This window comes from Streptomyces sp. NPDC056527 (assembly GCF_042794475.1).
Lineage (GTDB): Bacteria > Actinomycetota > Actinomycetes > Streptomycetales > Streptomycetaceae > Streptomyces.
This window is the reverse complement of sequence record NZ_JBHTTQ010000162.1, coordinates 1-10,932: the sequence shown is the minus strand read 5'-3', so window position 1 is coordinate 10,932 and position 10,932 is coordinate 1. Positions and strand designations below refer to the sequence as shown.

At 71.8% G+C, this 10,932-nt stretch carries 14 protein-coding genes; 3 read left to right on the top strand and 11 right to left on the bottom strand.

The genetic code is table 11. The annotated features are described in order from the left end of the window. Nucleotides 1-46 precede the first annotated feature (46 nt). The 6 genes from der to ACFQ7Q_RS36205 all read right to left on the bottom strand — a co-directional run bounded on the left by der (nt 47) and on the right by ACFQ7Q_RS36205 (nt 4,875). Entirely contained in the window at nt 47-1,495 is a 1,449-nt protein-coding gene (gene der, locus ACFQ7Q_RS36230; RefSeq protein ID WP_383562924.1) for a ribosome biogenesis GTPase Der, read from the bottom strand. A 60-nt stretch (nt 1,496-1,555) separates the two neighbouring features. Beyond that, a complete protein-coding gene (locus ACFQ7Q_RS36225) occupies nt 1,556-2,143 on the bottom strand; it encodes a lysophospholipid acyltransferase family protein (protein WP_383562927.1) in 588 nt (195 codons plus the stop codon). A gap of 53 nt (nt 2,144-2,196) precedes the next feature. Continuing rightward, nucleotides 2,197-2,883: a (d)CMP kinase gene (cmk, locus tag ACFQ7Q_RS36220; RefSeq protein ID WP_383562921.1), complete on the bottom strand. Its 687-nt coding sequence runs from the start codon at nt 2,881-2,883 to the stop codon at nt 2,197-2,199. Nucleotides 2,884-3,097: 214 nt separating this feature from the next. Then, a complete protein-coding gene (locus tag ACFQ7Q_RS36215) occupies nt 3,098-4,186 on the bottom strand; it encodes a prephenate dehydrogenase (RefSeq protein ID WP_383562918.1) in 1,089 nt (362 codons plus the stop codon). Beyond that, nucleotides 4,183-4,320, bottom strand: coding sequence for a hypothetical protein (locus ACFQ7Q_RS36210; RefSeq protein WP_383562915.1), 138 nt, complete (start codon nt 4,318-4,320; stop codon nt 4,183-4,185). The genes ACFQ7Q_RS36215 and ACFQ7Q_RS36210 overlap by 4 nt, the downstream gene beginning before the upstream one ends. A 126-nt stretch (nt 4,321-4,446) precedes the next feature. Then, nucleotides 4,447-4,875 (bottom strand): YidB family protein, encoded by a 429-nt coding sequence (locus ACFQ7Q_RS36205; protein ID WP_383562912.1) that lies wholly within the window; start codon nt 4,873-4,875, stop codon nt 4,447-4,449. A 107-nt stretch (nt 4,876-4,982) separates the two neighbouring features. Between ACFQ7Q_RS36205 and ACFQ7Q_RS36200 the strand changes: the two genes are divergently transcribed. The 3 genes from ACFQ7Q_RS36200 to ACFQ7Q_RS36190 are packed head-to-tail and all read left to right on the top strand — an operon-like array spanning nt 4,983 to nt 6,547. Beyond that, nucleotides 4,983-5,318 carry a DUF952 domain-containing protein gene (locus ACFQ7Q_RS36200; RefSeq protein ID WP_383562909.1) on the top strand — a complete coding sequence of 112 codons (336 nt, stop codon included), beginning with the start codon at nt 4,983-4,985 and terminating at the stop codon, nt 5,316-5,318. A gap of 46 nt (nt 5,319-5,364) precedes the next feature. Next, nucleotides 5,365-5,847 carry a Rieske (2Fe-2S) protein gene (locus ACFQ7Q_RS36195; protein WP_383562906.1) on the top strand — a complete coding sequence of 161 codons (483 nt, stop codon included), beginning with the start codon at nt 5,365-5,367 and terminating at the stop codon, nt 5,845-5,847. 10 nt (nt 5,848-5,857) lie between these two features. Beyond that, nucleotides 5,858-6,547, top strand: a complete 690-nt coding sequence (locus tag ACFQ7Q_RS36190; protein ID WP_383562903.1) for a DNA polymerase beta superfamily protein — start codon at nt 5,858-5,860, stop codon at nt 6,545-6,547. Here the strand turns inward: ACFQ7Q_RS36190 and ACFQ7Q_RS36185 are convergent. Genes ACFQ7Q_RS36185 through pnuC form a run of 5 tightly spaced genes read right to left on the bottom strand, consistent with a single transcriptional unit; the run spans nt 6,527 to nt 10,809 of the window. Beyond that, entirely contained in the window at nt 6,527-7,294 is a 768-nt protein-coding gene (locus ACFQ7Q_RS36185) for a DNA polymerase beta superfamily protein (protein WP_383562900.1), read from the bottom strand. The two genes, ACFQ7Q_RS36190 and ACFQ7Q_RS36185, sit on opposite strands and share 21 nt — an antisense overlap. A gap of 23 nt (nt 7,295-7,317) precedes the next feature. Continuing rightward, nucleotides 7,318-8,337 (bottom strand): ADP-ribosylglycohydrolase family protein, encoded by a 1,020-nt coding sequence (locus ACFQ7Q_RS36180; protein WP_383562897.1) that lies wholly within the window; start codon nt 8,335-8,337, stop codon nt 7,318-7,320. Beyond that, nucleotides 8,334-9,083 (bottom strand): NUDIX domain-containing protein, encoded by a 750-nt coding sequence (locus tag ACFQ7Q_RS36175; protein WP_383562894.1) that lies wholly within the window; start codon nt 9,081-9,083, stop codon nt 8,334-8,336. Before ACFQ7Q_RS36175 ends, ACFQ7Q_RS36180 begins: the two co-directional genes overlap by 4 nt. Further along, a complete protein-coding gene (locus ACFQ7Q_RS36170; RefSeq protein WP_383562891.1) occupies nt 9,080-10,159 on the bottom strand; it encodes an AAA family ATPase in 1,080 nt (359 codons plus the stop codon). Before ACFQ7Q_RS36170 ends, ACFQ7Q_RS36175 begins: the two co-directional genes overlap by 4 nt. Continuing rightward, on the bottom strand, nt 10,156-10,809 hold the full coding sequence (pnuC, locus tag ACFQ7Q_RS36165) for a nicotinamide riboside transporter PnuC (RefSeq protein WP_383562888.1): 654 nt from the start codon (nt 10,807-10,809) through the stop codon (nt 10,156-10,158). Before pnuC ends, ACFQ7Q_RS36170 begins: the two co-directional genes overlap by 4 nt. Between the last annotated feature and the right edge of the window lie 123 nt (nt 10,810-10,932).

Sequence of the window (10,932 nt, the reverse complement as noted above, 5' to 3'; positions counted from 1 at the left end):
GGGCCGGGGCGCATCGCCCCGGCCCTCCGCCGTACTCACGCCACGACTACTTCTTGCGGCCGCGCTTCTCGCGGACGCGGACGGAGATGTGGATCGGGGTGCCCTCGAAGCCGAACTCCTCGCGCAGCCGGCGCTCGACGAAGCGGCGGTAGCCGGCCTCCAGGAAGCCGGAGGCGAAGAGCACGAACCGGGGCGGCTTGGTGCCCGCCTGCGTACCGAAGAGGATGCGGGGCTGCTTGCCGCCGCGGATCGGGTGCGGGTGGGCGGCGACCAGCTCGCCGAGGAAGGCGTTCAGCCGGCCGGTGGGGACGCGGGTCTCCCAGCCTGCGAGCGCGGTCTCGATGGCCGGGACGAGCTTGTCCATGTGGCGGCCGGTCTTGGCGGAGACGTTGACCCGCGGCGCCCAGGCGACCTGCTGCATCTCGGTCTCGATCTCGCGCTCCAGGTAGTAGCGCCGCTCCTCGTCCAGCTCGTCCCACTTGTTGTAGGCGATGACGAGCGCGCGGCCCGACTCGACCGCCATGGTGATGATGCGCTGGTCCTGGACCGAGATGTTGTCGGTGGTGTCGATCAGGACGACCGCGACCTCGGCCTTCTCGACCGCGGCGGCGGTGCGCAGGGAGGCGTAGTAGTCCGCGCCCTCCTGGAGGTGGACCTTCTTGCGGATACCGGCGGTGTCCACGAACTTCCAGGTCTTGCCACCGAGCTCGATCAGCTCGTCGACCGGGTCGCGGGTGGTTCCCGCCAGCTCGTTGACGACCACACGGTCCTCGTTGGCGACCTTGTTCAGGAGCGAGGACTTGCCGACGTTCGGGCGGCCGATGAGGGCGATGCGGCGCGGGCCGCCGATCGCGTTGCCGAAGGTCTGCGCGGGGGCCTCGGGCAGGGCCTCCAGGACGGCGTCGAGCATGTCGCCCGTACCGCGGCCGTGCAGCGAGGAGACCGGGTACGGCTCGCCGAGGCCCAGCGACCACAGGGCGGTGGCGTCGGCCTCGCCGGAGGGGCCGTCGACCTTGTTGGCGCAGAGCACGACGGGCTTGCCGGCGCGGCGCAGCAGCTTGACGACGGCCTCGTCGGTGTCGGTGGCGCCGACGGTGGCGTCCACGACGAAGACACAGGCGTCGGCCGCCTCGATGGCGTACTCGGCCTGGGCGGCGACGGAGGCGTCGATGCCGAGGACGTCCTGCTCCCAGCCACCGGTGTCGACGACCTTGAAGCGGCGGCCGGCCCACTCGGCCTCGTAGGTGACGCGGTCACGGGTGACGCCGGGCTTGTCCTCGACCACGGCCTCACGGCGGCCGATGATCCGGTTCACCAGGGTCGACTTGCCGACATTGGGGCGGCCGACGACGGCGAGGACGGGGAGCGGGCCGTGCCCTGCCTCCTCGATCGCGCCTTCGACCTCCTCGATGTCGAAGCCCTCTCCCGCGGCGAGCTCCATGAACTCCGCGTACTCGGCGTCGCCAAGTGCCCCGTGGTCGTGCTGGTCGTTCATGAAGTCCGTTCCTTGATCATTCGTGGTCGGTGGGTGCGAACCCACTACTCAGAGTCTCACTCAGCGCCCGGTGAGGCGCCTGGCGTTCTTCAGGTGGGCGGTCAGCCGCTCCTGAATGCGTACGGTGGCGTCGTCCAGCGCCTTGCGGGTGCGCCGGCCGCTGCCGTCGCCGGCCTCGAAGGCGTCACCGAAGACGACGTCGACGCGGGCGCGCAGCGGGGGCAGCGCCTTGACCAACCGTCCGGGGCGGTCGGAACTTCCCAGGACGGCCACCGGGACGATCGGCGCGCCGCTGCGGACGGCGAAGTAGGCGAGGCCGGCCCGCAGCGAGGCGAAGTCGCCCTCGCCGCGGGTGCCCTCGGGGAAGATCCCGAGGACGCCGCCGTGATCCAGGACCGCCAGGGCGTTGCCTATGGCGTTCCGGTCCGTGCTGTGGCGGTCCACCTTGAGCTGCCCGATGCCCTCCAGGAAGGTCCCGAGGGGCCCCACGAACGCTTCCTTCTTGATCAGGAAGTGCACGGGACGGGGGGCGGTGCCCATGAGCATGGGGCCGTCGATGTTGTGCGCGTGGTTGACGGCGAGGATGACGGGGCCGGAGGCCGGCACCCGCCACGCGCCGAGGACGCGCGGCTTCCACAGGCCGTACATCAGCCCGATGCCGATGCCGCGCCCGACCGCGGCACCCCGCTCGGAGGGCTGGGTCACTTCGCGGCCGTCCTCTTCTCCTCCACCAGGGTCACGACGCACTCGATGACCTGGTCCAGGGTGAGGTCCGTGGTGTCGACCTCGACGGCGTCGCCGGCCTTGGCGAGCGGGGAGGTCTTACGGCTGGAGTCGGCCGCGTCCCGCTTGATCAGGGCCTGCTGGGTGGCGGCCACGTCGGCGCCCTTGAGCTCGCCGGAGCGGCGGGCCGCGCGGGCCTCGGGGGACGCGGTGAGGAAGATCTTGAGGTCGGCGTCCGGCAGGACGGTCGTGCCGATGTCACGGCCCTCGACCACGATGCCGCCCTCGGCGTTCTTCGCGATGGTCCGCTGGAGCTCGGTGATCAGGGCCCGCACCTCGGGGACGGCGCTGACGGCGCTGACCTTGGAGGTGACCTCCTCGGTACGGATGGGCCCGGCGGCGTCGGCCCCGTCGACGGTGATCGTCGGGCGGGCCGGGTCGGTGCCGGAGACGATGACGGGCTTGGCGGAGGCGTTGGCGACGGCCTCGGCGTCGTTGACGTCGACGCCGTTGCTGATCATCCACCAGGTGATCGCCCGGTACTGCGCGCCGGTGTCCAGGTAGTTCAGCCCCAGCTTGGCGGCAACCGCCTTCGAGGTGCTCGACTTGCCCGTGCCGGAGGGCCCGTCGATGGCGACGATCACGGTTTCCACGGTGGGGAACACCTTCCTGGGGTGAGCGGTGCAGGCCTCGCGGGATGCGGGGGGCCACCACAAGGTTACCGACTGGCGACCACCCGTTCGGCCCCCACCTTCTCGGGCAGCGGATTCCGCGGGCCGGCGCCCCCGGACAGCAGTCCGGGGAAGCCCGTCCGAGCGGCCCGCCCGTACGACCGGCCGGTGCCACCGGGCCGGGCCGGCGGGCGGTGCCCCCGAGCCGCTAGCTCGTCCTGAGCGCCCAGCCCCGTTCCTTCAGCGCCTCGCCGAGGACCGGCGCCGCCGAGGGGGTCACCATCAGCTGGACCAGACCCGCCTGCTGACCGGTGGCGTGCTCGATGCGGACGTCCTCGACGTTGACGCCCGCCCGGCCCGCGTCCGCGAAGATGCGGGCGAGCTCGCCGGGCTGGTCGCTGATGAGGACGGCGACGGTCTCGTACTGCGCCGGGGCGGCGCCGTGCTTGCCCGGGACCCGGGCGCGCCCCGCGTTGCCGCGGCGCAGGACGTCCTCGACGCCGCTCGTGCCCTCCCGGCGCTTCTCCTCGTCCGTGGACTCCAGGGAGCGGAGCGCCCGGACCGTCTCGTCCAGGTCGGCGGCGACGCCCGCGAGGACGTCCGCCACCGGCCCGGGGTTCGCCGAAAGGATCTCGACCCACATGCGCGGGTCGGAGGCGGCGATCCGGGTGACGTCACGGATGCCCTGCCCGCACAGCCGTACCGCCGTCTCGTCCGCCTCCTCCAGGCGCGCGGCGACCATCGACGACACCAGCTGAGGGGTGTGGGAGACGAGCGCGACCGCGCGGTCGTGGGCGTCCGCGTCCATGACGACCGGGACGGCGCGGCAGAGCGCGACCAGCTCCAGGGCCAGGTTGAGGACCTCGGTGTCGGTGTCACGGCCGGGCGTGAGGACCCACGGGCGCCCCTCGAAGAGGTCCGCCGTCGCCGCCAGCGGGCCGGAGCGCTCCTTCCCGGACATCGGATGCGTGCCGATGTACGCGGTGAGGTCGAGTCCCAGCTCCTCCAGCTCGCGCTTCGGCCCGCCCTTGACGCTCGCCACGTCCAGGTAGCCGCGCGCGAGACCGGCCCGCATGGCCTCGGCGAGCGTGGTCGCGACGTGGGCCGGGGGTACGGCGATGATCGCGAGGTCGACGCGGCCCTCGGGCGCGTCGTCCGTACCGGCGCCGAGCGCCGCCGCGGTCCGGGCGCTGGCCGGGTCGTGGTCGCGGAGGTGGACGGCGATGCCCCGCCCGGCGAGGGCGAGCGCCGCCGAGGTGCCGATCAGGCCGGTTCCGATGACGAGTGCGGTTCTCACCGGGCGACGTCCTCACGCGTGAGGGCCGCCGCGCCGAGGGAACCCGCGCACGCCGGCGCCTCGACCCGTCCGTCCGTGTCTCCGGCCTCGTCCTTCGCCGGCTGGACGGCGCCTCGGACCGCTCGTACCGCCACCTGATGCTCCTTACCCGACCTACGAAACCTTGCGAGAGTGCTCCGATCAGCCTAGTCAGCGGGGCGGACACACCGTCACCGGCGACCGACCTCCGAGACAGGGGACGCCGGTGCGCCGGGCCGGTGTCAGAGGTTCTGCCGGCGGACGAGGTCCTCCAGCGACTCACCGCTCTGCGGCAGCGAGCCGCTCGGGGTGAGCTTGTCCACGACCTGCGGCAGGGACCTGGCGATCTCGTCGGCCGCCTCCTGGGGGCTGACACCGGCGTCCTGCGCGACCTTCTGCAGGGTGTCGTCCGGCAGGGCCTGCGCGATCTCCGGACCGCTGACCGGCTGGTTCTGCCCGGTACCGACCCAGGACTGCGCCTGGTCGACGAGGCCCGAGCTCGTCAGCATGTCCATCAGACCGCCGAGAGGGTTGCCTCCGTCGCTGCCGCCCTTGCCGGCCATCAGGGCGCCGAGCAGGGGGCCGAGGATGGTGCCGCCACCGGCGCTCTGCCCGGTACCGCTGCCTCCGAGGAGGCCTCCGAGGAGACTGCCGAGATCGTTGCCTGCCATCGCTCTGCCTTTCGTCCGGTACGGAACACGGTCAATGTCACGCAAACCGGAAAGTGCCGCCACTCGGGGTATTCGGGGTGTGCGGCGGCCGCGATACAACTGTCGGCATGTTGCTGCACGTCGTACCGCTGGACGAATGGTCCGCCGATCCCGAACTCCCCTATGCGCCGCCGTCGCTGGCCTCGGAGGGCTTTGTCCACTGCTCGCCGGACGAGACGGCCGCGCTGACCGTCGCCGACGCGCACTACCGCGGCGTCCACGGCCCGCTCCTGGTCCTCGTCCTGGACGAGTCCCGGCTGAGTGCGGAGATCCGCTGGGAGGGGTCGGAGGACATGCTCTTCCCGCACGTGTACGGGCCGATCGAGCGGGCGGCCGTCACGGCCGTCCTGGAGGTGCGCCGGGACACGGACGGCCGTGCGAGGGAGCTGACGCCCTGGATCTAGGCGTGTTTGCGAGCCACCGGTGGGGTGCGCCATCAAGCTGTACGGCATGAATCCAGAAGCCACGCCCCGTCGTACCGTGCTGCTGGCCGGTGCGGGTTCCGCCGCCGCCCTGGCCACCGGCTGCGGCTCGGACGGAGACGGCGACGCGACCGCCTCGCCGACGCCCCCGGACACCACGGCACCCACCACGTCGGAGCCGGCGACCTCGTCGCCCACGACGGAGGCGACCTCCGAGCCCGCCGGGGAGGAACTCACCGAGACAGCCGACATCCCGGTCGGCGGGGGCACCATCTTCAAGGAGGAGAAGGTCGTCGTCACCCAGCCCACGGCCGGAGACTTCAAGGCGTTCTCGGCGATCTGCACCCACCAGGGCTGCATCGTCGCCAAGGTCGAGAACGGCACGATCGACTGTGCCTGTCACGGCTCCAAGTTCCGTATCACGGACGGCTCGGTGGTCAACGGCCCCGCCACGCGCCCGCTCCCGGCCGAGGAGATCACCGTGTCGGGGGACTCGATCAGCCTCGCGTAGCCTGTCGCGCATGACTCCGACGGACCTGGTGCGCGACCACACGATCTACTCCTGCGTCATGGGGTCGCGCGCTTTCGGTCTGGACACCGAGGGAAGCGACACCGACCGCCGGGGCGTCTTCCTCGCCCCGACCCCGCTCTTCTGGCGCTTCGACAAGCCGCCGGCGCATGTCGAGGGGCCGGGCGAGGAGCAGTTCAGCTGGGAGCTGGAACGCTTCTGCGAGCTGGCCCTGCGCGCCAACCCCAACGTCCTGGAGTGCCTGCACTCCCCCGTGGTCGAGCACATCGACGACACCGGCCGCGAACTGGTCGCGTTGCGCGAGGCGTTCCTCTCCCGTCAGGCGCACCAGACCTTCGTGCGGTACGCGGGCGGGCAGCGCAGGAAGCTCGACGCGGACGTCCGCCAGTACGGGGAGCCGCGCTGGAAGCACGCCATGCACCTGCTGCGGCTGCTGATGAGCTGCCGTGACCTGCTGCGGACCGGCGAGCTGACGATCCACGTCGGCGACGAGCGCGAACGCCTCCTCGCGGTGAAGCGCGGCGAGATCCCCTGGACCGAGGTCGAGTCCTGGATGGCGGTCCTCACGGAGGAGGCCGACAAGGCCTCCACCACGAGTCCCCTCCCGGCGGCCCCGGACCACGCCCGCGTCCAGGACTTCCTGATCCGCGCCCGCCGCGCCTCAGCGCTGAGCGTGCTCTAGCCGGGTCCGTACGACGAAGTCGTGCAGCGCGTCGTGGGCCCCCGGGGCGTCCCCGAGCCCCGAGGCTGCCTGCGCCGCGTCCAGGACCCCGTGCAGCGCCTCCACGTCCGCGCGGACGCGTGCCGGGTCCACCTCGGCCGCTCCGTGCTCGGCGGCCGCCTTCGCGTCGATCAGCTCGGGGACGTACGCGGGGGCCTCCGCCACCACCCCCACCAGCGTGGGCAGATGGGCCTGGATCTCGCCGGACCGCATCAGATGGATGCCGGTGAGCAGCGCCCGGAGGGTGTAGAGCAGCGGCTTCAGCTCCTCGGTCTTCTCGAAGAGACGCCACTGTGTCGCGGCGAAACCACGGTAGTGATGCGCGTGGTGGGTGGTGAGGACCCCCGGCACCAGAGAGATCAGCTCGGCGTGGGCCTCCGAGGTATGGGCCACCAACGGGGAGAGCAGCTGCTCCAGTACGTAGCCGTTGCGCCGCAGCATGAGCCGGACGAACTTCCGCAGATCGTGCGTGACGAGGTCCATCTCGACGCCGTCCCGGTCCCACATCCGGGACCGGGTCTCCTCCGGCTCACGCAGCCCGATGAGCCCCTCCACCGGCAGCAGATGGACACCCCGCAGGTCCACGTCCGAGTCCCGGGACGGGAATCCGTACAGATGCGCGCCGGACACGGTGGCGAAGACCAGGGGATCGGGCTGTTCCGCCACGACGGCGGAGAGGTCGACTTCGGGTACGAGAGCTACGGTCATGGCCCAAGCTTCCCAGGGCGCTGTCAGACGTCCCAGAGGGCGCCCAGCGCCACCAGTTCACTGCGGTGCTCGATCCGCTCCTCCCATTCCTTCGGCCACGCCTCCGCGCCCAGGTGGGCGCCGGCGAACGCGCCCGCGAGGCAGGCGATCGAGTCCGAGTCGCCGCGCGTGCAGGCGGCTCGGCGCAGCGCGGTGACGGGGTCCTCGGGGAAGAGCAGGAAGCAGAGGAGGCCGGTGGCCAGGGCCTCTTCGGCGATCCAGCCGTCACCCGTGTACGTGCAGGGGTCGAGCTCCGGGTCCGCCGTGCGCTGGACGGCGTCCAGCTTCTCCAGGACCGTCAGGCACTCGTCCCAGCCGCGTTCGATGAAGTGCCTGGCCGACGGGTCCTGGGAGCGGGTCCACAGATCGCCGAGCCAGGTCTCGCGGTAGACGGAGCGGTTCTCGTAGGCGTACGAGCGCAGGTGGCCCACCAGGCCCGTCGGCTCGACGCCCTGGGCGAGCAGGTACACGGCGCGGGCCGTCAGGTCGGAGGCGGCGAGCGCGGTCGGATGGCCGTGGGTGAGCGCCGACTGCAACTGGGCGGCGCCGGATCGCTGCTCGTCGCTCAGTCCGGGGACGAGGCCGATGGGCGCGACCCGCATGTTGGCGCCGCAGCCCTTGGAGTGGATCTGGCTGGCGTCCTGCCAGGCACGGTCGCCGTCGAGGAGCGCACAGGCGCGCAGACACGTGTTGCCCGGCGCGCGGTTGTTCTCCGGGGAGTGGTACCAGTCGACGAACTCCTCTCGGACCGGTCGGGCGAGCCGCAGCGGGGCGAGCACGCCCCGGTCCATCGCCGTGCGGATGCCGCGGGCGAAGGCGAGGGTCATCTGCGTGTCGTCGGTGATGTACGCCTTGCCCTGCTTCTCGCCGGGCAGTTCCATCTCCCGCCACGGTCCGAACTTCGCCAGGATCGTCGGCACATCGTTGAACTCGGTCGGGTAGCCGAGCGCGTCGCCGAGCGCGAGGCCGATCAGGGAGCCGGTGGCGGCCTGCTTGGTGGTCATGGGGTGGATCGTCCTTCCGGTCGCAGCAGCGGCGGGTGCAGGGCCGTGGCCTCGCCCGCCCGGTAGAGAGCGGCCGGTTTCCCCCGTCCGCCGGTGAGGCGCGGTGGTCCTTCGACGGCCTGGACGAAGCCGGGCGTGGCGAGGACCTTGCGCCTGAAGTTGGGGCGGTCGAGTTCGACGCCCCAGACCGTCTCGTACACCTGGCGCAGCTCGCCGAGCGTGAACTCGGGCGGGCAGAAGGCGGTGGCGAGACAGGTGTACTCGAGTTTGGCGCCGACGCGTTCGTGCGCGTCGGCGAGGATCCTGTCGTGGTCGAAGGCGAGCGGCCCGTACGTCGTCTGTGTCCCGTACGGCATCCACTGCGCCCGCGCCGCGTCGCCGCCGCCGCGCGGCTCGGGGGCGTCCGGGACGAGCGCGGCGAAGGCGACCGAGACGACCCGCATCCTGGGGTCGCGGTCCGGTTCGCTGTACGTCCGGAGCTGTTCGAGGTGGAGTCCGGAGACGGTGTCCACGGACAGGCCGGTCTCTTCGGCCAGTTCGCGGCGCGCCGCCACCTCGGCCGACTCCCTGGGGAGTACGAACCCGCCGGGCAGGGCCCATGCCCCGGCGTACGGCTCCTGGCCGCGCTCGACGAGCAGGACGTACAGCCGGTCCTCGCGGAGGGTGAAGACGGCGAGGTCGACGGTGACGGCGAAGGGCTCGAAGGCGTGCCGGTCGTAGCCCTCCGGGGCCTGGGGCGGGGTCATCGGCGCTCCGGAAGGGGGTCGGCGAGGTCCCAGCCCTCGGTGAGCAGCGCGTCCACGGCGGCGACGGCCGCCGCGAGCCGCTCCTCGTGCGGTCCGCTGAGGACGGCGGTCCTGCGGCCCGTGTGGGCGAGTTGGGTGAGGAAGCGTGCGGTCATCCAGGGCCGCAGGTGCTCCCCGTCGCGCAGCCCGTCGTCCTCGAAGTCGACGCCCCGGTGGTCGGTGAGGAGCCAGAGGTGCTGTCGGCCGTGGGCGGCGATCTCGCCGACGGCGGGGCTGGCGGTGCCCATGTACCGCTCGTGCCAGATGGTCGTGGCGAAGGCGTCGGTGTCGCAGAAGAGCACGGGCGATCCGGCGCGTGCGGCCTCCTCCTCCAGCTCGGCCTGGCGCAGCGCGATCAGCGGGAAGTCCTCGGAGTGGAAGGTGACGTCCTCCCAGTTGGCGTCGGGGCGCGCGGAGCGCAGTTCGGCGAGTTTGAGTTCGCTGAACTCGCGCCCGTACTCCGGTACGTAGCGGGTGCGGGCCCAGACGCCGCCGCGGTTCCGGTAGTGCTCGGCCAGGGCGCGGGCCATGGTGGTGGTGCCGGTGGACTCGGCGCCGAGGACGACGACACGGCGGGTGAGCGCGGCCCGTACCGGCGGTTCCAGGTAGTCCCAGCAGCCGACGGGGTCCTTGCGGACGGCGGTGCCGGAGACGGGGAAGAGCGTGCGGTCGGGGTCGACGCAGACGGCTTCGGCGCCGAAGCGGCGGCCGAGCTCCTCGCCGTAGGGCTCCGAGGTGAAGACGGCGTCGACCTGTTCGGGCACCGCGGCCCGGAAGACGGCCATGTGGGCGGCCCAGACATCGGGGTCGTGGAGGTCGACGGGGATGTCGTCGACCGCGCCGACGACCAGGGCGTCGGGGTGGATCTCCCGCATCCAGGCGACCCGTTCGGCGAGCGGCACGGATTCGACGGAGGAGGCGCAGACGAGCACGGTGAGGCGCTCGCAGCGGTCGCGGGCGGTGCGGACGAGATGGTGGTGGCCGGCGTGCGGCGGATAGAACTTGCCGAGGACCAGGCCGTGTCCGTAGCGCTTCATGCCGCCACCTCCGCGGGAAGGGCGCGCCGCGCCGTGAGATCGCGGCTCCAGCTGCGCAGGCCGAGGACGCAGAGGGTCATGAAGCCGACGTACAGCAAGGAGGTCAGGTAGAGCTCCTTGTACGCGTACAACGGCACGTACACGATGTCGGCGGCGATCCAGAGCCACCAGGACTCCAGGCGCTTTCGGCACTGGCCATAGGTCGCCATCAGGGAGAGCGCGGTCGTCAGGGCGTCCCAGAAGGGGACGGTCGAGTCGGTGGCGCGGTCGAGCAGCAGCGTGAGCGCCGCGGTCCCCACCACCCCCGCCGTGAGCAGCCATGTCCACTCGGTGCGCGAGGTACGGCGCACCGGGAGGGTCTCGGAGCCTGGTCCACCCCCGTGGGTCCAGGTCCACCAGCCGTACACGGCGAGGGTGATGAAGACGATCTGGAGGCCGGCGTCGGCGTACAGCCCCGCCTGCGAGAAGAGCAGGATGAAGAAGAGGTTGTTGGCGATGCCTATGGGCCAGTTGGCGAGGTGCTGGCGGGCGACCAGCCAGACGCAGAGCGCACCGCTGCCGAAGCCGAGCACCTCGGTCCAGCTGACCGGGGTGTCGAGAACGGTGAAGAGCGGTTGCTGCAGGGGTTCGAGCACGTTCGCGAGGCTCACGCCCGCCTCCTTAAGAGTCATGATGACTATAAAGCGCGACGGACGTCGACCACAAGTACGAACGCGCAGGATCGGGCGCTCATGTGCGAGGCGGACGCGAAGAAGCCCGTGACCGCCATCGGG